Below are 21835 nucleotides of genomic sequence, written 5' to 3'. Positions count from 1 at the left end.
CATTTTGTATGAAGGGGAGTGAGAAAGATGTCTGAAATGCAGCTGGCAGAAGTAGCTCCTAGACAGAGGAAATCAAAGATTAGGACAGCGAAAACCAGAAATCCTAAGCTATTCATAGCGGTATGCACGATTCCAACGCTCCTGTTAACCCTCGTATTTATGATTATTCCAACCTTTCGGGCATTTTTTATGTCTTTTACGGATGCTACCGGGATGAGTGATGAGAACAAGTTTATCTTTTTGGATAACTATAAATATATGTTTCAGGATGAGATGTTCCTCAAAGCTCTGAGCAATACATTTAAACTGATGCTGGTCGTGCCAGTAATTACATTGATTTTTGGGCTGGTGCTTGCTTTTCTATTAACGCAGACGAAGCTGAAGGAAAGAGGATTTTATCGAACCGTATTTTTCTTTCCTAGTATCATCTCTTTGACGGTAGTCGGAATTATCTGGTCCTTTGTGTTTCATCCCAACATGGGCATTTTGAATAATATTCTGGGGAGCATCGGATTAGATCAACTGAGCAGACCCTGGCTTGGAGATAGCCGAACAGCATTGTGGTGTGTAGCCGTTACACTGATTTGGCAAGCGGTTGGTTATTATATGGTCATGTATATCGCTGCGATTGATGGGATTTCTGCGGATGTGTTTGAATCGGCGACTATTGATGGTGCGGGATATTTCCGGAAGCTTACCAGTATTACGATCCCTCTGCTAAAAGATATTATTGGCATTACGTTTGTGTTGTCTCTGGCTGGTACGATCAATTTAAGTTTTATAGTTGTAACTGTAATGACTGGTGGTGGTCCGGCAGGTGGAACTACTGTTTTACTCCACTACATGTACACGCAGGCCTTCCAGAATGCGAACTTTGGATATGCCATGGCTATAGCTATATTTACGCTGGTGTTCGCCTTTGTGCTTTCTTTTCTGTCCAGACTACTTACAAATCGAGCAGAAGGGTAGGGGAGAAGGATGACAAGCAATCAACAGAGTCTTCTAAAAATGAATATTGCTAACTGGATCACGCGGCTGTTTCTGATTGTAGCCACCATTGTTTTGTTATATCCGTTTATATGGAATCTCTTAGCCTCATTTAAAAGCAATACGGAATTTCTGACCGACCCCTTCTCCTTTCCACAAGCCCTACACTTCGATAACTATGTACGTGCTTTTCAGAAATCCAAGATGGGGAGTTATTTCCTGAACTCTATCTTTCTTGTGGTGTTATCCACGGCGATTTTAGTTATTTTTGTGGTTCCTATGGCTTATGTCTTAACGAGATTTAAGTTTTGGGGCTCTAAACTAATCCTTAACCTTTATATGGCCTGTATTTTTCTGCAAGCCTCCTACATTATGGTTCCTTTATTTCTGCAGGTGAATTCGTTCGGGATGTTAGACAATCGCGGGATGCTCAGTTTAATCTATGCTGTTCTGCAGTTTCCCTTTGCCATCTTTGTATTAAGTGGATTTCTGAAGTCCGTCCCTAGAGATTATGAAGAGGCCGCTAAGATTGACGGTTGTGGCAACTCGGGAGTGCTCGTCAGAATTGTTGCGCCGCTTGCTAAACCGGGCATTGTGACGGTCTGTATGCTGGCAGCGATGGGCTTTTGGAATGAGTATCCGCTGGCATTGGTCTTAATTCAAAGTGATAGCAAAAAAACATTGCCAGTAGGTTTAGCCAATCTTTTTGAGGTTCAACGTTATGCTACTGATTGGAGTGCACTTTTTGCCGCGCTGATCCTAGTGCTGATTCCAACGATTCTTTTATATGTGATAGGACAAAAGCAATTGCTCCAAGGAATAAGCGCAGGCGGAATTAAGGGCTGAACAACAAAGATATGGAGGGAAGTTACGTGGACAAAGGAAGATTTACACTGCCTGGTGAAACAGGGATGGAAGAGGTCATAGCCGATCTCGTCGAAAGATGGGGTGTAGATGCCGTACGTGACAGTGATGGCACGAATCTATCGCAGGACATTCTCGATATGGGTCTGCAAATTTATTCAACGCTTTGTCTTGTCCGTGAGGACAATGAGTGGGCGAAGCAGCATCCGCAATATAGACAGCAGATTTATCTGATGTCTGCTCCAGTAATAGTAACTTCAAAGGTGAAGACCATCGATATTATGGCTGATTATTTTGCCGAGCAATTTATTCCTAACACAGATGTGGATATAAAAAAATATTGGCAGGTTGTAAACCGGACTACAGGAGAAGTATTACCTTCTGAATGTTGGAGTTACGCAGAGGGAATTGTCACACTTGAACAGGCGGTACAATTTCACAAGTATACGGTCAGTTTCTTGGCCTACCAGAAATGGGAGCCGGTCTCCATGTACAACCACATCACGAATGATTGGGATGAGGAGCATCGTTTACCGTTGGATATTCGTTATCCCGAGGCTCAAGAGCATGTTTTGAAGGTGCTGGAGGATTGGCTGAAGGAACATCCCAAGACTGATATCGTACGTTTTACGACCTTCTTTTATAATTTTGATTTGATTTTTAACAAGGAAGGTAAGGAGAAACAGGTGAATTGGTTTGGCTATCTGAGTTGTGTAAGTCCACTTGCGTTAGAGCAATTCGAACAAGCTTATGGGTACCGATTGACTGCAGAAGATTTTGTGGATGAGGGGCGATATAACACACCATTTAAGAACCCGACCCAAAGATATCTGGACTGGATGGACTTCAATCAGAAATTCATCGCAGGTTATGCTAAACAATGTGTAGAAATGGTGCATGATTTCGGGAAGAAAGCGATTATGTTTTTTGGGGATCACTGGGCTGGTACAGAGCCTTATGGCAAATATTTTCCGGAGATCGGGCTCGACGCAGTGGTAGGGGCAGCAGGAGATGGCGTTACAACCCGTATGATTGCGGATATACCTATTAAGGATACCGAGGCACGTTTCTATCCTTATTTCTTTCCTGATGTCTTTTTTGAAGGGGGAGACCCTGTCGGAGAGTCCATGCCGATCTGGATCAAATGCCGGCGTGCGCTCATGCGTAAACCAGTTGGCAGGATGGGGTATGGCGGATATTTAAGTCTAGCGCATCAATTTCCGGATTTTATAGATCATGTGACAGAAATTGCGACGCAGTTCAAAGGGATTCATGCCAATGCAGAAGGGACACAGCCTTTTAAAGCTCCTTTTAAAGTGGCGGTTCTGAATACTTGGGGCTCCCTTCGAAGCTGGCAGACACATCAAGTGGCTCATTCATTATGGAATCAAAGATGTTACTCCTACATAGGGGCATTAGAGTCATTGGCGGGCTTGCCGTTCGACATTGAGTTTATAAGCTTTGATGACATCAGGTTAAGTGGGATTGATCCTAGTATCGGTGTGATTATTAACGCGGGTGATGTACACACCTCTTGGAGCGGTGGAGATCAATGGAGCGATCCGCAAGTTGTGGCAACACTTCGTGAGTGGGTGGAGCACGGGGGCGGTTTTATTGGGATTGGTGATCCATCAGCTTATGAACATCAAGGGGTTCTTTTTCAACTAGCGGATATTCTAGGTGTTCAGAAGGAAATTGGATTTACAGCAAGCATCAATAAGCCCAAGGTAACGTCTGTGCAGGGTCATTTCATAACGGAAGATCTGGAAGGTGAGATTAATTATGGTGAAGGGATGACCATGATTTATCAAGCGGAGGCCGGAGCAGAAATATTGGACGTGCACCAAGGCAGCTGCAATCTTGCCGTGAACTCATTTGGTCAGGGGCGGGGCGTTTATATCGCGGGGCTTCCCTATAGTATTCAGAATACCAGACTACTCAGCCGAGCGATCTTTTGGGCCGCACATCAAGAGGAGCAATTGTATTCATGGTTCTCAGTGAATCCGAATGTTGAATGTCACGCGTATCCTGAGACGGGTCGATATTGTGCCGTAAATAACACTTCCGAGATCCAAAAGACGACGATCCTGATGGATAACGCCGTGATCCAAGAAATAGAGTTGGGTGGGATGGAAAGTGTGTGGTTTCAATTTAAGATCACACATTAAGAGTCAGCCGTAACTACGGCGAATAATTAGACTTCCGGCTGCTGTTATCTCCAACTTTCCTGAATTGTACTGCTTCGATAGAGTGATTGGGGAATTTCTCCCTGAAATTCCGGGATAACTGGTCATCAGACTAATAATCAGGGAAAACCTCCCCAAAGTTTAGCTGATTCGTTAGCAATTATAGTTATTCCTCTTATTATTAGGGAGGAATTCCCTGATTTCGTTCATTTAGAGCGAATATTGGCTGTTTTCAGGGAGTTTTTCCCTAATTAGTTTTAGAGCCGTCCCCGCATACTGCATTAACGCAGAAAACACGAACGTTCGCCGCCCCGCATATTGCACATCTCACCGTACAATGTATATTGTTTATCGGCCCCCACAGGTATCACACAAAGCAGATGACCCATCACCCTCAATGTTTTTGGGAGTTTTTCTTACTTGGATTGAGATATCTTGAGTTTTCCGTTTCTAGAGTATCCGGGACATTTTGCGATAAGCCCGCGGAGAAATCCCCTCATTTGCGGTAAATACCCTGCTGAAATAATGGATATCAGGATAACCAACCTTATCCCCGACCTGTTCAATCGGCCAATCCGTTTCACGCAGCAGCTTGCGTGCTTCTCGATGCCGGATGGAACGGAGATATTCACCAGGAGGCATGCCAGCTACCTCACGAAATAACTTGGAGAAATGGTCTTCATGCATATTCATGGCACCAGCCATGGATTTATTGCTCCAGCGGTCTGCTAGCTTTGAATCCATCTCATCGATTAAAGCTCTGATCCGCCCGGTATGAACGGAAGATTTAGCTGCATTCCGGGAGCTTTGTGTTCGGAGCAGCGAGGTTAGAACGCCGAGCAGTAACCCCCGACAGACCCATTCATAACCGGCAGGCCGCATCGTAAATTCATGCACGAGCTGTTCCATCGCATGGATACATTCGGGTGGCGGGGTATAAATGGGCTCCTGTGACAATGGCATAAAAGGAGCGGTCACAGCTTCCAAGGCAAACTTCTCGTCCATAACCTCCTCCTCATTGACCAGCATGTCTTCATCGCTTGTAATAATCGATTCCCCAAAAAAATCAAAATGGATCCCAATGAGTTTGGTTTCCGAATCTGAGACAATCGCATTTTGATGATATACCCCGGAAGAAAGAAATATCAGTTGTCCTGAATTCAGGATATATTCCTCCGTATCCATCTTTGTTGATAATTTCCCCTGGCGAACGTATAGCAGCTCGAAATCATACAATCTTCTTCTTGGAAAGAGGCAAGGTGAGAGAGTTTGGAATTGTGCGTAGTGAATGCCAGGTGACCACTCCCGGGAAGGGACCTGTTTTCTCAGGGGATAACGGGGTTCTTTTTCAGCCACGAATAAACCTCCCATACAGTATAAAATGATTTATTAAATAGACCGGAATCGTTCAACAAATCTCTTGTTCACCTAAATAAATCTAACTTACAATCTATTATAATATAAATAAATCAAGGATATAAGCGCATTTAGGGAAAAATATTAAAAAACGGAAAATAACAAATTTGAGGAGGATTCAGATGAAAAAGGGAATAAACATTTGGTCGTTTCGCGAAGGTACGGAGATCGAAGAATGTGCACGTCTGGCTAAAGCGGCAGGTTTCGACGGAATTGAGTTATCTTTGAATGAATCGGGTGAACTTGGCCTGCAAACCACTGAGAAAGAAGCTATTAAGATCAAAAATTCCATTCAGGAGATGGGATTAGAAATTGCAGGACTGGCGACAGGACTATATTGGTCATATGCCATGACAAGTGAATCCGCGGCGAACCGGACGAAGGCTATCGATGTATGTAAAAAACAATTGGAGCTGGCAGCAACACTTGGCGTAGATACGATTCTTGTCATTCCTGGTGCGGTTGGTGTGGATTTTATTGAGGGCTGTGAAATAGTCGATTATGAAAAAGCTTATGATCGAGCCTTGAAGGCGATCAGTGATCTAGCTCAAGATGCAAAAATGGCGGGTGTTTCTATTGGGATTGAAAATGTGTGGAATAAATTCCTGCTGTCTCCGCTCGAATTACGTTCTTTTATAGATGCTGTAGGCTCCAATTACGTAGGTTCCTATCTGGATGTAGGGAATATCGTTCATTCTGGTTATCCAGAGCAGTGGATACGGATTCTAGGCCATAGAATCAAGAAGGTGCATTTCAAAGATTACCGCCGGGCAGCCGGAGGACTTCATGGATTTGTTGATCTACTTGCTGGGGATGTGGATTATCCTGCTGTTATGGAAGCACTGCAAGAGATCGGCTACAGCAATTATGTTACTGGAGAAATGATACCGCCATATACGCATTATTCGGAGCAAATCATTTTTAATACTTCTGCAGCGATGGATGCTATTTTAGGACGCACTAGTTACTAAGTTTAAGAGAGGTGAAGGCTGTGCTCAGAGTGGGGCTGGTGGGTTTTGGATTTATGGGCCGAATGAACTTTGATCAGTATGTTCAATTGCAGGAAGACGGCCATCCGATTTCTCTGGTTGCCATTTGTGACCCGCAGATTAAAGTCCTTAAACATACTAAATCCGCGGGGAATATGAACACAGCCCACGAGGTATATGATTTATCCCCTTACAGCCTTTATGATAATTTGGAGCATATGCTCGAAAAAGAAGAACTAGATGCTATTAGCCTTGCAGTACCTACGTACTTGCATGCTGAAATGACTTGTTCGCTGCTGGAACGAGGGTATCATGTGTTCTGTGAAAAGCCGATGGCGAGACATTCCGCAGAAGCTTGGAAGATGGTAGCGGCGGCGCAAAGCAGCGGAAAAAAATTGCTGATTGGTCATTGTCTTCGCTTCTGGCCGGGATATGAATATTTGAAGGGAGTTATAGCTAGCGGTGAGTTCGGTGAAGTGACAGAGGCTTATTTTTACCGGGGTTCCGGTGCTCCTAAAGGGTGGTTGGTCAATGATGAGCTAAGTGGCGGCTGTATGCTGGATATGCATGTACACGATACGGACATCATCCATCACTTGTTTGGGAAACCGGATAAAGTATCAACGCTTGGGCGGAAGGTTTTACCGGGAAGTGGCTATGATATCGTCTCCACTCATTATTTTTATCAGGATGGAAAAGTGGTCAATGCCCAAGCGGACTGGACACTGGAAGGCGACTTTGGTTTTTACATGGGCTATCGGATTAATTTTGAACGGGGAAATGTAGTCTTCGATGGCGCGAAAGTTAAGGTGAATCCTAATCGTCAACCGGGGTTCATTGCGAAGCTTTCTTCGCATACCGGATATTACAGAGAGTTGGTATATTTCTTGAAAATCATCCAGAACGATGAGCCAGTGACCCTATGTATGCCCGAAAGTGCTGCCCAGTCCATAGAAATCATTGAGGCTGAAATCCAATCGGCTGATCAGGAAGGGGCCTGGATACGGATACGTTAAGTACCATACTTTTAGTAAAGGAGACTTCACGATGTTGAAAATAGGCTTGATCGGCTTTGGATTTATGGGCCGGATGCATTTTGATAATTATGTGCGCTTAACGAAAGAGGGGCAGCCCATTGCCCTTAAAGCCATCTGTGATTTGCGAATTGAGGAATTAAAGGATGGAAAAGCAGCCGGGAATATGAGCACTGCCCAGGAAGTCTATGATTTGTCAGCTTACAATCTATACGATGATCTGGAGAAAATGATAGCCAGTGAGGAACTGGATATGATCGACATTGCGGTTCCTACTTATCTGCATGCGGAAATGACTTGTTCGCTGCTGGAGCGTGGATATCATGTTTTTTGTGAGAAACCGATGGCCAGAACTTCCGTACAAGCGCTGGAGATGGTGGAAACGGCAGCCCGCAGTGGGAAAAAACTGATGATCGGACATTGTCTCCGTTTTTGGCCGGGGTATGAATATTTAAAAGAAGTGATAGAGAGCGGGCAGTTCGGTCAGGTCACGGAAGGGTATTTTTACAGGGGATCTGGTGCTCCTAAGGATTGGTTTCTTGATGAGACACTAAGCGGTGGAGGCATTATGGATATGCATATTCACGATACGGATATGATTAACTATCTGTTCGGCAGACCGGATAAAGTATCATCCTTAGGACGTAATGTCCTTCCGGGTAGCGGATATGATATCGCATCGACTCACTATTTTTATAAGGATGCAAAAGTAATTAATGCTCAGGTGGATTGGACGCTGGAAGGTGATTTTGGTTTTTACATGGGGTACCGGGTTAATTTTGAACGTGGAAATATAGTGTTTGATGGCAGCGAGGTCAAGGTCAATCCGAATGACGGGGCAGGCTATTTAGCGGAACTTTCACCGGATGTTGGCTACTATAGAGAGCTTGTATATTTTCTGGATGTTATTATCCAGGATAAGCCTATCATTATTTGTACGCCAGAGAGTACAGCGGAGTCTTTAAGAATCGTGGAAGCAGAAATGAAGTCAGCGGATGCTGAAGGCGAATGGATTGTGCTAGATTAGTTGTGTGTAGAGTGAATAAGGACGTGAGCTGGAAGAGGATCATTCACAATGACCTTTTTCCAGTTCACGTCCTTTTGTCATCGCTGAAATTTGGTGTTGTCTCTTGCATAATGGGATACTGATCCGTCATATCTTCTCAGCCGTACTTGTTCGTCAGAGAACAGTTCAACAATTCCTGAAGCAACCTCTGAATACATTCCATCAGGATCAAGCTGTAGCGCAGAAATATAGGTTTGGGATAAGGCAGCTATAAAAAAATCAATATTTTTCACTAATGTTTGTGGCATGTTATTCCCTCCGGTGACATCTTGTACATGATGATATATTAAACCATAGGAGTTATTTTACCATGATTTATCGTTGAGTTTTAGGAAGAATTCTTTGGTAAAAGTCGAAAATATGAGAAATTTGGTTGAAATTGTATTTAAGATCGTCTTTAATGAAACGAAGGGGTAATTTTACCACTCTAAATAAATTAAGGGGATTACATAATGAAAGACTATGAAGTGCTGGAAATTAACAAAAAGAGTTTTTTTAAAACAACTATCTATTTTATGATCATTCCTACATTGCTATTGTTTATAGTAGGTTTAGGGATGGTGGTGGTCGGGCTTATCATTAAAGAGACGTTTATTGTTGTTATGGGTATCCCTTATTTGATTATGCCGGTTATTTTGATACTCATTTATGGTTTGGTGGGTATGCTGGTAGCGCTGGTATATAACAAGCTGGCGAAGAGATTCGGAGGACTAGAACTGAAAATAGTGGAGAAAACCCCTCCGGTTGAAGCAAACTATTTACCATAACCCAAAGTTATTAAAGGGCAGGTATTGCGATGATTTCGCTACCTGTCCTTTTTTATTTTTAATTTGAAAAGAAACCGGGGAATGGATATGATTTGGATAATGAAAGGATGATTGCCAGATGACAGAACCGACACAAAGAGCCAAGGAGCTGTACATTCAGTTTTTGGGTCATTTTTTAAATATGCATAAAGCAGGAGTACTTAAGGAGTACAAGAGTTTTGAAATTCCAAGAGAAGTGGAGCTGGAATGGCTGCAGGAATGGGCTATGGAGCATGTCAAGCAGTTGTCGATACGGGACTGGGATGCGATTACGATACTGGAATCCATCTCGCGGAATTATCAGGATAGCTGGATTGTGGAAAAAGTGGCTTCTTTTGCTTCGCGGAATATTATGAGCGCCGATAGTTTGGTTAGACTGATTTATGCGGAAAAAATGCTTGAAATCATTTGTTCTCATAACCAAGTGATCACAAAAGAACTGTTATTTCAAGGCTGTAAGGTTGCTGTGCAAATTCTCGAGGATGTAATCTCACAGCCGCTGGTCATTGATCCTGGACACGAACTTAAAGAACATAACCTTAAAGATAAGCGCGCGTTAAACAGTCGAGCCCAACAAGGGATTGAAGAGGTAAAGGTACTTATTAATTCTTAGCTGCCAAAGTTGACATACTGTTGTCAAATTGGGTGTGCTACGATTTCCTGACAGAATCAAGTCTGCTGATTTAAAGAAGAAAATGAGGGATTATCGAATGGCTGAACCTTTAAAAGCAATGTACAATGAACAATTTCTGCGTGAGTTCGGCGAAAAGATTCGTGGCGTACATAATGTCTTCGAGACTGAGGCATTTGTAAGCTCAGCCATGACTGAACCGTGGGAAACGCTTGAGCTGAAGGCAAGAATGCGGCGGATCACCGAGACGTTGGGCAACCACTTAAAGCTTCCTTATGAGGAAGCGCTGGCTATCCTATTCGCCATTGCTGACGATTGTGTAGGATTTCCTTATTTGATTTTTCCGGATTTTGTTGAGGTATATGGTCGGGGAGACGATCATTGGGAATTGTCTATGCAGGCGCTGGAAAGATTCACAGCGAAATCATCGGCTGAATTTGCAGTTAGGCCGTTTCTCTTACGGGAACCAGAGCGGATGATGGCTCAAATGCTGGTATGGGCGAAGCACCCTGATGAGCATGTACGTAGGCTGGCTAGTGAGGGCTGTCGGCCTCGTCTGCCTTGGGGACAGGCGCTCCCCATGTTCAAGCTTGACCCAGCTCCGGTATTACCTGTACTTGAGCAGCTTAAGGCGGATACATCCCTGTATGTACGTAAAAGTGTCGCTAATCATTTGAATGATATTGCAAAGGATCATCCGGAAGTGGTGCTCGATACCGCTCGGCGCTGGAAGGGAACACATCCCGATACAGACTGGATTGTGCGGCACGGCTGCCGTTCTTTGATTCGTAAAGCTGAGCCAGAGATTATGGCTTTATTCGGATACGCAGAGCAGACGGACGAAGCTGCTCCACTTATAACGAGTGCCTTCATTCTATTGGAACCTTCAATCCTGACCATTGGCGAAAGCTCTGAATTACAGTATAAGCTTCAAGTTCGTGAGGGAGCTCCAGCACGGATTCGGATTGAATACGGAATCTATTTCGTGAAAGCGGCAGGTCGAACCTCCCGTAAATCTTTTTTGTTATCGGATAAGACCGTACCTGGAGGTACAATTCTGTCAGGTAAACGGACACATCGTTGGGCTGATTTAACAACTCGGCGTCATTATCCAGGAGAGCACCGGATTGTGCTGCTGGTAAATGGGCGAGAAGTGGCGGAAGTGGCGTTAGAACTTAAAGGGAGTGCTAATATATGAAAAAAGAAGTTTTGATGTTTCTATCCAATGGCTACGCTGATTGGGAAAGCGGATATATTAGTGCCGAACTAAATAAGCAGGAAAGTGAATATAAAGTAAGAACAGTTGCTCTAACTAGCGACAATGTCAAATCTATGGGTGGATTTACTGTTGTACCTGACTATACTTTAGACAGTTTACCTGCTCAGTATGAAATGTTGATTTTAATCGGGGGCACAGGCTGGAAAGATAATTCAGCTATTACTCCAGTGATTGAAAAATGTCTGCAGGAGAGTGTACCTATAGCCGCTATATGTGATGCTACAACTTTTTTGGCTGAACATGGCTATTTAGACAACATACCGCATACCGGAAATTCATTGGATTATTTAAAACAAAATGCTCCTAATTATAAAGGAGAAGCAAATTATATTGAAAAACAGGCAGTTTCGAGTGAATATATTATTACAGCTAATGGCACAGCTTCTTTAGAATTTGCAAGGGAAGTTATGAAGAAGTTAGAGGGTTTCCCAATCGAAACCGTCGAGGGATGGTACAACTTTTTCAAAGATGGTTTTTATCAAGAATAAGGGTGTATATAAAAAAGGTGGTCTCAAGTCTTAACGACTTGAGATCACCTTTTTGGGGTTGAAGCTTATTTTTTCACTTCTGTAACACCAGTTACTTTTCCTTGATCGGATGAATTAAAGGTGGATTTATATTGATCGTTTGCGAAGTAGACATTGCCTTCAACGGTTGCGTTCACCAGGGTAAATCCATCCGCTTCTACGTATACATCTCCAATAAAGGTGCCGCCTTGGATGCGGGCGTTTTTACTCTTGATGGTCAATTTTGGAGCAGTCAGTTTAAAGGAGTTGGTGATGTTGTGATCCGCATCTTGTGTGTATAGAGCAATTTTTCTGGCGGGTTCCTCTTTATTCATGAATTCTCCATCCACCACGAGATCTTCGGTGAAGGTTAAGTCTTTAAGTGTAGCAGCAATCCAGGTTCCTTCTGGACTGATGGCGCGTTTGAAGGCTTCTTCATTATCTACTACGGAAGCTGAGGTTACAGCATCTGTGGTGTTATTTTGATTATTAGCCGTGCCTGTATTATTAGTGGTTCCCGCATTATTCGTGTTCTCAGGAGTGCTTGTTGCAGTAGCATTATTGGCATTGTTTGTTGCATTTCCACATCCGACCATTAACACAAAAGCAAATACCGCAGCAACACTTGCTATCTTTCTCATCTGTATAACCTCCCTAAGTAATTGTACTGATATCCTTCGAGCTTACTATAGAGTGATTAGTTAGTAATTTACCAATCAATCTACAAATGGTAATATAGGCCTGGACATCTCTGGCGTATAGTATGACCTGAAAAATGTGATTTATCCGATGAATTCACGAGCAATATGGATTACAATAAGTACAGGCAGTAGAAAAGGAGCATTATCCATGGCCAAACAGAAATATTATGTAGTCTGGGAAGGTAAACAACCGGGAGTCTATAGCACTTGGGCAGAATGCCAGGCACAGACAGATCATTATACCGGTGCAAAATATAAATCCTATGAATCTAAAGCAGCAGCTGATGCGGCATATAAAGCGGGCTGGAAGGGGAATTGGGGAACAGGGGCAGCTGGAGCAGCTGGAGCAGCTGGAGCAGCAAAGTCTAAGGGGACTAGTTCTTTTAAACGCAGTGCTACAGTAGAGACCTCTGAGGAGATTGATTACAACAGTATTTCAGTAGATGTGGGGACTCGTGGTAATCCGGGGCCTGTTGAATATAAGGGTGTAGATACACAAACGGGAGATATCATTTTCTCCTGTGGTCCGATCAAAAAGGGCACTAATAATTTAGGCGAATTTTTAGCGATTGTTCATGCCTTGGCGTTGTTGAAGAAAGAGGGAAGCGATAAAACGGTCTACAGTGATTCAGTAAATGCAATGAAGTGGGTGAAGCAGAAGAAGGTGGCAACAACCTTGCCGCGCGATTCTTCAACAGAGGAAATTTGGGTGCTTATTGATCGGGCAGAGCGTTGGTTGCAAACCAATACATATGACAATAAGGTGCTCAAGTGGCAGACCAAAGAGTGGGGCGAGATCAAAGCGGATTATGGTCGGAAATAAAAAAGCTATATCGCTATGGTTTCGGTTAAAGGAGGAGTTTGGGGATGTTTGGCAACGATTGGGATGAGGTATTGCAGGATGAAATGCAAAAGCCCTATTTTCTAAAATTAATGGACGCACTAACACAAGAATATAAGGAACATACCGTTTATCCGCCAAAAGAATTATTGTTCACAGCATTGAAATTAACGCCTTATAAGGAGACCCGTGTAGTTATTTTAGGTCAAGATCCTTATCATGGTCCCGGACAAGCGCACGGACTAAGCTTCTCTGTCAATCCGGGGGTACGTATCCCTCCGTCACTGCGCAATATTTATGCAGAGCTGAAAGAGGACGTCGGTGTGCCTGTTCCGAACCACGGCTCTTTACTGCACTTAGCAGAGCAGGGAGTGTTGTTGCTGAACACCGTGCTGACGGTACGTGAGGGTGAGGCTGGTTCGCATAAAGGTCTGGGCTGGGAGACATTCACAGACACTATTATGCAAAAGCTAAATGAAAGATCTACGCCCATGGTGTTTATATTATGGGGAAGTCATGCGCAGAAAAAAGGCGCCTTCATCGACCAAAGCCGGCATAAGGTGCTGCAATCGCCTCATCCAAGCCCACTTTCATCGCATCGTGGATTTTTTGGCAGTTGTCCGTTCTCAAAGACCAATCAATTTTTAGAGTCGCAGGGAATGGCAGGAATAGATTGGTTCATTCCGGACTTATAATTTATGGAGTGATGCGAAGGGGAGGTAGCTATGAAGCATTGGGTAGGTAAACCCGTTATAATGTACTGCGGAGAGAAACCTTATACCATTATGAAGGGAATCCTGCGCAAATGGGACCTTTCCGCATCGGTGGCGGTGATTGGCCATCAGGAAATTGCTGTGCCGTTTCGGGATATTGTTGTTATTAAGGCTCTGGCTCCAAAAGAAAGAGCGCTGCCTCCAGTTCTCCATTCCGTGGGTTATGTGATGAGGGATCGGCAGCAATTTGACAATGCAGTGTATTTTAAATCGGCGGTTAGTGTCTGGAAAGAAGATCAGCTTATTGCCTTTAATACGATTATTACCTCACATACGAAAGGTTCAGTTACTCTTCAGAACGGCCAAAACCTGATGAAGGGCAATCACATCTTTGTAGTTCGTTCTTTACGAGGGTGATTTCAGGCACCTGTAAAGAATAAAAAAGGGTACGACTCCGAGTGATTGGAGACGTACCCTTTTTTATTTTATAGATAAGCTCCGCCCGTTCACGAAGTAGATTACAACCGTTATAGCTCCTCTTTTTTGATAGGCTCAGTTTCATCTATCCGGTCTGCAATAATAATCTCATACACGCGCAGGAAAACAATTTTTATAATCATATAAACAGGGAGCGCAATAAGAACTCCGATAATACCGTAGAAGTCTCCACCTATAAGGACAAGGATGACCGTAGTCAGTGGATGAACATCCAATGATTTTCCGTAAATAATCGGTGAGAGTACATTATCCTGGATCTGCTGGGCAATGAAGATTACAACCAGGGACCATATGGCCATCGTCGGTGATTCAATGAAACCCACTATAATTACCGGAATCGCTGCTAAGAATGATCCCACATATGGAATGAAGTTAAGGGGCACTGAAATTACGGCGAGCAACAGGGAGTAAGGCAGTCCGATGATAAGGAACCCTATATATAACATAATACCGAGTACGACATTTAGCACCACGCGTGTGACGATGAAGCTGCTTAAGGCGCTGTCGATATCTCCAAACATCTCTTGCCCTTCCTTACGATATTTTCTCGGAATTAAGCCTTGAAGTTTAGGCGATAGCTTATAGTCATCTTTTAGCATGTAGTACAGAATGATGGGCAAAGTTGCGATTAACACTACAATGCTGGAAACAACGCCAATCAAATTGGACATGGAATTGGTAACCCAGGTAATAGTATCGCTAAGAAATTCTGATAAACGGGCCGCGACGTCAGAGTCCCCTTTGAAAAAACGCGAAAGTGTCGGATTCTCCCTCAATGCATTGAACTGATCCTGCAAACCTTGTACGAGGTAAGGAGTGTTATCAATAAAGTTCTGAATTTGTTCTTGAAGTGTCGGCCAGACTAGAATCCAGAAGAGAACGAACAAGCCGGCAATCAGAAAATAAATGAGCAGGATGGAGAACGCCCGGTTTAATTTTCTTTTCTCAAGGATTCTTACTAACGGACGCAGCAGGTAGTACATGAACCCTGATAACATCATGGGAACAAGTAATAATTTGAAAATGGCACCCAGTGGGGCGAAGAGAAACATTACTTTGGAGCCTAAGTACAAAATCAGTAAAAAGGCGATAATAGCAAGGCTTGTCCGAAAATACTTCTGTTGTGGCAATAAAAACATCCCCCAAAATTCAAATTTATGTCTATGTAGTTTAATAACCCTAATTTACAAGTATTGATTCAAAAGCGGGCAATTCCTTTTAGGTAGTTCTTGGCATACCCATATAGAGGTTCTAGTTACAAAGGTTACGCCAAGTAAAAAGTTCGCAATTTAACAAGGGGATATAACTATTTCTCTTCTTTTTCACAGATTATCTTGACTTTCGTCTATGAGATTTTCTAGTGGATAAAGTGAAGATTTCAGGAACTACATCTTCGCCTCCGGTTTCTTTGGTAACTTGTCTTGCTTTAACAAGAGATAAAAAGGAAAAAATCTCACCTAAGGCTACAAGTCCAGCTGCGATGATCTCATAATCCTCAGCGCTAAGTTCTGCGGATTCCACTGGATTATTGTTATTGGTGGTCCCATTCTTATTAGCATTGCTGTTGCCTTTATTTCTCCCGCTGTTTCTTCCATTGGCCATTTCTGATCACCCGCTTTTCCCGGTATGTATTATTAATATGTTATAAATGCCGCATATGAGATAGGCAATTCGGATGTAATTTTGCACTGTCTCTTTTTAGCACTTTACACAGGATGAAAACGCTGTTAAAATCATAAACGAGCACAAACGATCAATAACGGTCACATATAATCAATTAACGGTCAAGAAAATTCATAGATGAGCGCAAGGAATTGCACAGGTCGCGCTGTCACATAAAGGAGCGAGCCACGATGATGTTTGAGGAAGAGAGAAAACAAAAAATCGTGCTTTTTGTGGAAAAGAACTCCAGAGCTTCTGTACAGGAGCTAAGTCAGGAAATGGGCGTATCTGAGTCTACTGTGCGCCGTGATCTGAAGGAGCTGGAAGAAGCCAAGCTATTAAAGCGTACTCATGGCGGAGCGGTTTCCCTGCAGAGCGTCAATTTTGAAGCGGCTTATCCTGATAAGGAAGACCATTTATTGGATGAGAAGCAACGGATTGCCCGTAAGGCCGTGGAGATGATTCAGGAGGGGGACGCAATACTGCTTGATGCAGGAACAACAACACTGCAGATTGCCAGAGAGCTGAAGAACTTTTCGAATATCAAAGTCATTACGAACTCGATTATGGCGCTGAATGAGCTGCGGGATTGCCGCAATATCGAAGTCTCAATTACAGGCGGTATGCTTCGCCCGGATACGATGGCTTTTGTTGGACCGATGACAGAACGTTCATTAGATATGGTGAGAGTAGATAAAACTTTTCTTGCCACTAATGGACTGGATTTGCGGGAAGGCATCACAACTCCGAACATGTTAGAGGCAGCTACAAAACGCAAAATGATCGCAGTCGCCAAGCAAGTTATTCTACTGGCAGATCACAGTAAGCTGGGGCAGATATCCTTTAGCAAGGTTGCAGATGTGACGGAAATGGATCATTGCATTATAGATTCAGGAGCGTCTGACAAATTCATCCGTGAGATCACGCAATTGGGTGTGGATTTCACGCTGGTATAAATTTTATATAGGATAAGCAATTATGAATTACCGTGTGATCGTTTGGAGAAATTACAGATGCCGTACTTGTGATCGGTAATCTATGGCTTAGAAAACCAACATAATTGAGGGATAATCATGATCTATACTGTAACGCTTAATCCTTCCATTGATTATATCGTGGAAGTGGAAGATTTGAGACTGGGTGACTTGAACCGGATGAAACGTGATTTGAAGCTTCCGGGAGGGAAGGGAATTAACGTATCCCGAGTGCTTAATCAGCTTGGGGTTCAGAATAAGGCTATGGGATTCCTTGGAGGCTTCACCGGCCGATATATTGAGGATTGGTTACACGAAGAGTCAATTTCAAGCGATTTCGTGTTTGTTTCTGATGATACGCGGATTAATATCAAGCTCAAGCATGGAGAGGAAACGGAGATTAACGGTGTTGGACCCGTCATTCATGATCCTGAAGCCAATACACTATTGCAAAAGCTGGCTGCCCTGAACGCGGAGGATGTAGTGATTTTGTCGGGAAGCGTTCCCCCATCACTGGGTGCAGATTTCTATGACAAGCTTATAGCTGTGTGCAAACAGAGCGGAGCGGAATTCGTCATTGACACTACTGGTGCTGCACTTCAAAAAGCACTGGCGTATCAGCCATTGCTGGTTAAACCGAACCATCATGAGCTCGCAGAGCTGTTCGGCGTAACCATAGATACGAGGGAAGAGATTATTACTTATGGACGCAAGCTGCTGGATGCAGGAGCGAAACATGTACTGGTTTCCATGGCGGGTGAAGGGGCTTTGTTCATTACGGAGCAAGGGGTATACCACGCCAACGCACCATCAGGTAAAGTGAAAAATTCTGTAGGTGCAGGAGATTCCATGATCGCTGGTTTTGTAGGGACACTGTCTTTGACAGGAGACTTGTTGGAGGCGTTCCGTGCAGGCGTTGCCTCGGGTAGTGCAACCGCATTCTCTGATGACTTAGCGGACAGAGAATTCATTGAACAGCTGAGACCGCTGATCCAAATCTCAGAAGTGTAAGCCGACAGCATTCAAAGTACTTAAGGGAGTTGAGCATGATGAGAATAACGGATTTAATGATAAAAGAAACGATGATCATGGATCTAAAAGCTACAACTAAGGAAGCTGCAATTGATGAATTGATTGCGAGTCTTGCTGCAAGTGGCCGAATTAATGATCCGATCCTTTTTAAAGAGATGATTCTGAAGCGCGAAGAGCAGTCCAGCACTGGGATTGGCGGCGGCATTGCAATGCCGCACGCTAAGACTAAAGCGGTAAATGAAGCGACGGTTGTATTTGCTAAGAGCGCAAAGGGAGTGGAGTTTGAATCCCTTGATGATGAGCCAGCACGTATCTTCTTTATGATTGCCGCTCCAGAAGGAGCAGGCAATATGCATCTTCGTACACTGGCCTCATTGTCCAGACTACTGATCGATAGCGAGTTCATTGAACAGCTTATGAATACTCAGACTCCTGACGAGGTATCAGCTTTGTTTGATGCCAAGCAGGCGGAAGGTGAAGCTAAGGAGAAAGAGAACGAAGCTGCTGAAACTGCCGCGAAGTCAGAGCCTGAACGTGTAATCGTGGGCAACCCGGATTCCCAAGCTTTTGTCGTAGCTGTAACTGCTTGTCCTACAGGCATTGCACACACTTTTATGGCTGAAGATGCCCTTAAGAAAAAAGCTCTGGAAATGGGAGTTAATATCCGTGTAGAGACGAATGGTTCAGAAGGGGCCAAAAACGTACTTACCCCTGATGAGATTCGGCGTGCAAGCGGTGTAATTGTTGCAGCTGATAAAAAGGTGGAAATGGCCCGTTTTGACGGTAAACCTGTACTGCAAAGACCTGTAAGTGATGGCATCCGTAAGTCGGAAGAGCTTATTCGTAAAGCTATGAATGGGGAAGCGCCGATTTATCACAATGAAGGTCGCGGTGGCAATGACGAAGGGTCTAAAGAGAAATCTGGCAGTATCGGCAGTAAAATATATAAGGACTTAATGAATGGGATCTCCCACATGCTCCCGTTTGTAGTCGGTGGCGGTATTCTGCTAGCAATCTCCTTCCTGATTGAACAAGTAGGTGGAGCAGATCATCCGCTGTTCCAGTTACTGCAGACAATTGGTGGTGGAGATGGTGCCTTCCATTTCCTAATTCCAGTCCTTGCTGGATTTATAGCGCTTAGCATTGGTGATCGTCCGGCTCTGATGCCAGGTATGGTTGGGGGTTACATGGCCTTGAATTCCAACGCTGGGTTCCTCGGCGGGCTGGCTGCTGGTTTCTTGGCGGGTTATGTAATTATCGGATTACGTAAAGTATTTGCAGGACTGCCTAAAACACTTGACGGACTGAAGCCGATCCTGTTATATCCGGTATTCGGGCTTCTAATTACCGGTGGATTGATGTATTACCTGTTCGATCCGGTCTTTAGCTGGATCAATGTAGGACTGATTGATTGGCTTAATGATCTTGGAACTGTTAATGCTGTTATTCTGGGTCTGGTTCTCGGTGGCATGATGGCCATAGATATGGGTGGACCTTTCAATAAAGCTGCTTATACTTTTGCCATCGGTGTATTCACTACCAGTGGCAATACCAACGGCTTCATGATGGCTGCTGTAATGGCGGGGGGGATGGTGCCTCCACTTGCAATAGCACTGGCTTCTACTTTCTTTAAGAATAAATTCACGGAAGAAGAACGTAAATCAGGCTTAACGAACTATGTGCTGGGCTTGTCGTTCATTACGGAAGGGGCCATTCCATTCGCCGCAGCCGATCCGCTTCGTGTCCTAACCTCTTGTATTCTTGGTTCGGCCGTTGCTGGAGGTCTTACACAGCTTTGGAATATCAACGTGCCGGCTCCGCATGGCGGGATCTTTGTAGCTGCCCTTTCAAGCCACGCGCTGTTGTTCCTCTTAGCTGTTCTGATCGGTTCGGTCATCTCCGGATTGATGCTCGGATTATGGAAGAAACCGCTTGAAGCAAAGTAACTTTATAAATAAATTGAACTGCTGGGTGCCAGAATTTTCATTCTGGCACCCAGCAGTTTTTGCATGGATTTTAATCACCCACCTCCTCGCCCATAGGTAGATTTATCTCCATAAATGAGGTTTAATTTTATATAATTGAAAATATATATAATCAGAAGGAAAAGGAGCGAGCGAGATGATATTACATAAGGGGGAAGTCTTGTTCCGCCAAGGAGACAGCTGTGATTTTTTATTTAAGGTAAAAAGCGGGCTGTTCAAGGTCACAAGACTTCATGAGAATGGGAACATGGTGTTATTCAACATCCTGTATCCCGGTGAGATGGTTCCCCATCATTCACTCATTTCGCCAAAGGAGGCGCATGGAACGGCAGTTGCGATGATGAAGAGCGAGGTGGAGGCAGTTCCATCAGCAGAATGGTATCAACAACTGCGGGATGATTCTGGTCAAGCGATGGAAATCGCCAGACTGCTTCAGGAGAAGGTACGGTTTATGCAGACGCGGCTGGATCATCTTACTGTAGGTACACCTGCAGAACGTATGGAATTGCTAACCCGCTGGTTTAATGACTACTCTCATGGCGCAGCGCTAACAGAGTTATTGACCCAGGAAGAAATAGGACAATTGATCGGTGTAAGACGTGAAACAATCAACCGTTTGCTGCGGAGTACAGAGTGATTCCTGCTTTTTTCTGGCAAACTGTTTAGAGTAGGGTGGCTCCGTGGTATAATGTAAACAGAACTTATCAAATTAGAGAAAGGATCAGGATACCATGTGTCCCCGAAGGACGATTCCCCAAAGGACGATTTGGAAACGTTATGATCTGTCTTATACTTAGCTTCCCTGTAGAAGGTGCGTAAACCGTTGTTACTTGACGAACCGCCTCTGCGAGGGGAAGGAGTATATATATGCGAAGGAGCAATACCTCCGGTTTTACCCGTCGTAGAGGTTGGTGGGACGTCTAGCCGCCATATACGATAAGGGGAGACCTGTATGAGGAACCACAATTACGGAGTGAATGTACTGCTCCGATTGACAGTCATTTTGTTTGGAACATTTTTGCTTGCATTTACTTATTATCACATCAATTTTCAGAATCATTTGTCAGAGGGCGGATTCGTAGGATTATCGCTGCTTGGCAAATACGTATTAGGAATTTCACCTTCGATTTCAACTCTGCTTCTAGACGTTCCAGTACTCTTGATAGCATGGATGTTCAAAGGGAAAGCGTTCGTGTGCAACACTTTTGTTTCTGTAGGAGCTTTTACAATCTTCTATGGTCTCATGGAACGTTATTCCGGTTTGGTCATCAACTTGCAGGACAATTTGGCATTAGCAGCTCTATTGTCCGGCGTACTGACAGGTTTAGGAGCGGGAATTATCCTGCGGAGTGGCGGGGCTAGCGGTGGAGACGATATTTTGTCGCTGCTGGTTAGTGAATGGAAGGGAATCAAAGTAGGTACGGTATTCATCATGATGGATGTAATCGTTCTGGCACTATCACTCTTTTATATGCCTGTTAAAGAAACGATGTATACAGTGATGGCAGTAGTCGTAGCCGGCTATGTGATCACCTTTACAACCTCTTTAGGCAAACCAAAGCTAGTGAAGGCGCCAAAGATTCAATCTACACTGCGTAAACCGCATGATGGTACGGTAATGTGAAGAAGGCTGGTATAAACAGCTTATTCGGGGATATACTACAT

Annotated in this window: 23 protein-coding genes; 18 read left to right on the top strand and 5 right to left on the bottom strand. The window is 44.0% G+C overall.

Features of this window, described 5'->3' with window-relative positions:
• Nucleotides 1-27 precede the first annotated feature (27 nt).
• The 3 genes from MHH50_RS22250 to gnpA are packed head-to-tail and all read left to right on the top strand — an operon-like array spanning nucleotide 28 to nucleotide 4019.
• Nucleotides 28-969, top strand: a complete 942-nt coding sequence (locus MHH50_RS22250) for a sugar ABC transporter permease (RefSeq protein WP_244886367.1) — start codon at nucleotides 28-30, stop codon at nucleotides 967-969.
• A gap of 9 nt (nucleotides 970-978) precedes the next feature.
• A complete protein-coding gene (locus MHH50_RS22245) occupies nucleotides 979-1833 on the top strand; it encodes a carbohydrate ABC transporter permease (RefSeq protein ID WP_076281359.1) in 855 nt (284 codons plus the stop codon).
• Between the two features lie 26 nt (nucleotides 1834-1859).
• A complete protein-coding gene (gene gnpA, locus MHH50_RS22240) occupies nucleotides 1860-4019 on the top strand; it encodes a 1,3-beta-galactosyl-N-acetylhexosamine phosphorylase (protein ID WP_340033394.1) in 2160 nt (719 codons plus the stop codon).
• A gap of 468 nt (nucleotides 4020-4487) precedes the next feature.
• Here the strand turns inward: gnpA and MHH50_RS22235 are convergent, their stop codons facing one another.
• A complete protein-coding gene (locus tag MHH50_RS22235) occupies nucleotides 4488-5393 on the bottom strand; it encodes an AraC family transcriptional regulator (RefSeq protein WP_076281361.1) in 906 nt (301 codons plus the stop codon).
• Nucleotides 5394-5575: 182 nt separating this feature from the next.
• On the opposite strand from MHH50_RS22235, the gene MHH50_RS22230 reads away from it, so the two are divergent.
• Genes MHH50_RS22230 through MHH50_RS22220 form a run of 3 tightly spaced genes read left to right on the top strand, consistent with a single transcriptional unit; the run spans nucleotide 5576 to nucleotide 8503 of the window.
• On the top strand, nucleotides 5576-6424 hold the full coding sequence (locus MHH50_RS22230) for a sugar phosphate isomerase/epimerase family protein (protein ID WP_076130236.1): 849 nt from the start codon (nucleotides 5576-5578) through the stop codon (nucleotides 6422-6424).
• 20 nt (nucleotides 6425-6444) lie between these two features.
• Nucleotides 6445-7458, top strand: coding sequence for a Gfo/Idh/MocA family oxidoreductase (locus tag MHH50_RS22225; RefSeq protein ID WP_340033393.1), 1014 nt, complete (start codon nucleotides 6445-6447; stop codon nucleotides 7456-7458).
• A gap of 31 nt (nucleotides 7459-7489) precedes the next feature.
• Nucleotides 7490-8503 (top strand): Gfo/Idh/MocA family oxidoreductase, encoded by a 1014-nt coding sequence (locus MHH50_RS22220; protein WP_340033392.1) that lies wholly within the window; start codon nucleotides 7490-7492, stop codon nucleotides 8501-8503.
• Between the two features lie 77 nt (nucleotides 8504-8580).
• Here MHH50_RS22220 and MHH50_RS22215 read toward each other — a convergent pair whose 3' ends face one another.
• Nucleotides 8581-8790, bottom strand: coding sequence for a hypothetical protein (locus MHH50_RS22215; RefSeq protein ID WP_036683023.1), 210 nt, complete (start codon nucleotides 8788-8790; stop codon nucleotides 8581-8583).
• A 204-nt stretch (nucleotides 8791-8994) separates the two neighbouring features.
• Here MHH50_RS22215 and MHH50_RS22210 point away from each other — a divergent pair, with 204 nt between their 5' ends.
• From MHH50_RS22210 to MHH50_RS22195, 4 genes are all read left to right on the top strand, one after another.
• Nucleotides 8995-9309 carry a hypothetical protein gene (locus MHH50_RS22210; RefSeq protein WP_076130239.1) on the top strand — a complete coding sequence of 105 codons (315 nt, stop codon included), beginning with the start codon at nucleotides 8995-8997 and terminating at the stop codon, nucleotides 9307-9309.
• Between the two features lie 118 nt (nucleotides 9310-9427).
• Entirely contained in the window at nucleotides 9428-9961 is a 534-nt protein-coding gene (locus MHH50_RS22205) for a hypothetical protein (protein WP_340033391.1), read from the top strand.
• A gap of 97 nt (nucleotides 9962-10058) precedes the next feature.
• Nucleotides 10059-11177: a DNA alkylation repair protein gene (locus MHH50_RS22200; protein ID WP_340033390.1), complete on the top strand. Its 1119-nt coding sequence runs from the start codon at nucleotides 10059-10061 to the stop codon at nucleotides 11175-11177.
• The gene (locus tag MHH50_RS22195) at nucleotides 11174-11746 is read left to right on the top strand and encodes a type 1 glutamine amidotransferase family protein (RefSeq protein WP_076184206.1); all 573 of its coding nucleotides are present in this window, start codon (nucleotides 11174-11176) and stop codon (nucleotides 11744-11746) included. The genes MHH50_RS22200 and MHH50_RS22195 overlap by 4 nt, the downstream gene beginning before the upstream one ends.
• Before the next feature lie 65 nt (nucleotides 11747-11811).
• Here the strand turns inward: MHH50_RS22195 and MHH50_RS22190 are convergent, their stop codons facing one another.
• Complete coding sequence (locus tag MHH50_RS22190) at nucleotides 11812-12405, bottom strand: hypothetical protein (protein WP_076130242.1); 594 nt, start codon at nucleotides 12403-12405, stop codon at nucleotides 11812-11814.
• 208 nt (nucleotides 12406-12613) lie between these two features.
• Between MHH50_RS22190 and MHH50_RS22185 the strand changes: the two genes are divergently transcribed.
• The 3 genes from MHH50_RS22185 to MHH50_RS22175 are packed head-to-tail and all read left to right on the top strand — an operon-like array spanning nucleotide 12614 to nucleotide 14436.
• Nucleotides 12614-13288 carry a ribonuclease H family protein gene (locus MHH50_RS22185; protein WP_340033389.1) on the top strand — a complete coding sequence of 225 codons (675 nt, stop codon included), beginning with the start codon at nucleotides 12614-12616 and terminating at the stop codon, nucleotides 13286-13288.
• A gap of 44 nt (nucleotides 13289-13332) precedes the next feature.
• Nucleotides 13333-14001 carry a uracil-DNA glycosylase gene (gene ung / locus MHH50_RS22180; protein WP_340033388.1) on the top strand — a complete coding sequence of 223 codons (669 nt, stop codon included), beginning with the start codon at nucleotides 13333-13335 and terminating at the stop codon, nucleotides 13999-14001.
• A gap of 30 nt (nucleotides 14002-14031) precedes the next feature.
• Nucleotides 14032-14436 (top strand): hypothetical protein, encoded by a 405-nt coding sequence (locus MHH50_RS22175; RefSeq protein ID WP_036683006.1) that lies wholly within the window; start codon nucleotides 14032-14034, stop codon nucleotides 14434-14436.
• Nucleotides 14437-14546: 110 nt separating this feature from the next.
• Here MHH50_RS22175 and MHH50_RS22170 read toward each other — a convergent pair whose 3' ends face one another.
• Both MHH50_RS22170 and MHH50_RS22165 read right to left on the bottom strand, forming a co-directional pair.
• The gene (locus MHH50_RS22170; protein WP_076130245.1) at nucleotides 14547-15656 is read right to left on the bottom strand and encodes an AI-2E family transporter; all 1110 of its coding nucleotides are present in this window, start codon (nucleotides 15654-15656) and stop codon (nucleotides 14547-14549) included.
• A gap of 190 nt (nucleotides 15657-15846) precedes the next feature.
• Nucleotides 15847-16119 (bottom strand): hypothetical protein, encoded by a 273-nt coding sequence (locus MHH50_RS22165; protein WP_076130246.1) that lies wholly within the window; start codon nucleotides 16117-16119, stop codon nucleotides 15847-15849.
• 251 nt (nucleotides 16120-16370) lie between these two features.
• Between MHH50_RS22165 and MHH50_RS22160 the strand changes: the two genes are divergently transcribed.
• From MHH50_RS22160 to MHH50_RS22140, 5 genes are all read left to right on the top strand, one after another.
• Nucleotides 16371-17135: a DeoR/GlpR family DNA-binding transcription regulator gene (locus MHH50_RS22160; protein ID WP_339244350.1), complete on the top strand. Its 765-nt coding sequence runs from the start codon at nucleotides 16371-16373 to the stop codon at nucleotides 17133-17135.
• Nucleotides 17136-17252: 117 nt separating this feature from the next.
• The gene (gene pfkB / locus MHH50_RS22155; protein WP_076130247.1) at nucleotides 17253-18164 is read left to right on the top strand and encodes a 1-phosphofructokinase; all 912 of its coding nucleotides are present in this window, start codon (nucleotides 17253-17255) and stop codon (nucleotides 18162-18164) included.
• 38 nt (nucleotides 18165-18202) lie between these two features.
• Nucleotides 18203-20131, top strand: coding sequence for a fructose-specific PTS transporter subunit EIIC (locus MHH50_RS22150; protein ID WP_076279190.1), 1929 nt, complete (start codon nucleotides 18203-18205; stop codon nucleotides 20129-20131).
• 175 nt (nucleotides 20132-20306) lie between these two features.
• Entirely contained in the window at nucleotides 20307-20807 is a 501-nt protein-coding gene (locus MHH50_RS22145; RefSeq protein WP_076134543.1) for a Crp/Fnr family transcriptional regulator, read from the top strand.
• 315 nt (nucleotides 20808-21122) lie between these two features.
• A complete protein-coding gene (locus MHH50_RS22140) occupies nucleotides 21123-21794 on the top strand; it encodes a YitT family protein (protein ID WP_076130250.1) in 672 nt (223 codons plus the stop codon).
• Nucleotides 21795-21835 lie beyond the last annotated feature (41 nt).

Source organism: Paenibacillus sp. FSL H3-0302 (assembly GCF_037982245.1).
Taxonomy (GTDB): Bacteria; Bacillota; Bacilli; order Paenibacillales; family Paenibacillaceae; genus Paenibacillus_AQ; species Paenibacillus_AQ odorifer.
The sequence above is the reverse complement of the archived record's forward strand: the minus strand, read 5'-3'. Positions and strand labels throughout refer to the sequence as shown.

Excerpts from the sequence above, each read along its gene's own strand:
- MHH50_RS22250 (WP_244886367.1), top strand. The coding sequence starts at position 28 with ATGTCTGAAATGCAGCTGGCAGAAGTAGCTCCTAGACAGAGGAAATCA.
- MHH50_RS22245 (WP_076281359.1), top strand. The coding sequence starts at position 979 with ATGACAAGCAATCAACAGAGTCTTCTAAAAATGAATATTGCTAACTGG.
- MHH50_RS22230 (WP_076130236.1), top strand. The coding sequence starts at position 5,576 with ATGAAAAAGGGAATAAACATTTGGTCGTTTCGCGAAGGTACGGAGATC.
- MHH50_RS22220 (WP_340033392.1), top strand. The coding sequence starts at position 7,490 with ATGTTGAAAATAGGCTTGATCGGCTTTGGATTTATGGGCCGGATGCAT.
- MHH50_RS22215 (WP_036683023.1), bottom strand. The coding sequence starts at position 8,790 with ATGCCACAAACATTAGTGAAAAATATTGATTTTTTTATAGCTGCCTTA.
- MHH50_RS22210 (WP_076130239.1), top strand. The coding sequence starts at position 8,995 with ATGAAAGACTATGAAGTGCTGGAAATTAACAAAAAGAGTTTTTTTAAA.
- MHH50_RS22205 (WP_340033391.1), top strand. The coding sequence starts at position 9,428 with ATGACAGAACCGACACAAAGAGCCAAGGAGCTGTACATTCAGTTTTTG.
- MHH50_RS22200 (WP_340033390.1), top strand. The coding sequence starts at position 10,059 with ATGGCTGAACCTTTAAAAGCAATGTACAATGAACAATTTCTGCGTGAG.
- MHH50_RS22195 (WP_076184206.1), top strand. The coding sequence starts at position 11,174 with ATGAAAAAAGAAGTTTTGATGTTTCTATCCAATGGCTACGCTGATTGG.
- MHH50_RS22190 (WP_076130242.1), bottom strand. The coding sequence starts at position 12,405 with ATGAGAAAGATAGCAAGTGTTGCTGCGGTATTTGCTTTTGTGTTAATG.
- MHH50_RS22185 (WP_340033389.1), top strand. The coding sequence starts at position 12,614 with ATGGCCAAACAGAAATATTATGTAGTCTGGGAAGGTAAACAACCGGGA.
- ung (WP_340033388.1), top strand. The coding sequence starts at position 13,333 with ATGTTTGGCAACGATTGGGATGAGGTATTGCAGGATGAAATGCAAAAG.
- MHH50_RS22175 (WP_036683006.1), top strand. The coding sequence starts at position 14,032 with ATGAAGCATTGGGTAGGTAAACCCGTTATAATGTACTGCGGAGAGAAA.
- MHH50_RS22170 (WP_076130245.1), bottom strand. The coding sequence starts at position 15,656 with ATGTTTTTATTGCCACAACAGAAGTATTTTCGGACAAGCCTTGCTATT.
- MHH50_RS22165 (WP_076130246.1), bottom strand. The coding sequence starts at position 16,119 with ATGGCCAATGGAAGAAACAGCGGGAGAAATAAAGGCAACAGCAATGCT.
- MHH50_RS22160 (WP_339244350.1), top strand. The coding sequence starts at position 16,371 with ATGATGTTTGAGGAAGAGAGAAAACAAAAAATCGTGCTTTTTGTGGAA.
- pfkB (WP_076130247.1), top strand. The coding sequence starts at position 17,253 with ATGATCTATACTGTAACGCTTAATCCTTCCATTGATTATATCGTGGAA.
- MHH50_RS22150 (WP_076279190.1), top strand. The coding sequence starts at position 18,203 with ATGAGAATAACGGATTTAATGATAAAAGAAACGATGATCATGGATCTA.
- MHH50_RS22145 (WP_076134543.1), top strand. The coding sequence starts at position 20,307 with ATGATATTACATAAGGGGGAAGTCTTGTTCCGCCAAGGAGACAGCTGT.
- MHH50_RS22140 (WP_076130250.1), top strand. The coding sequence starts at position 21,123 with ATGAGGAACCACAATTACGGAGTGAATGTACTGCTCCGATTGACAGTC.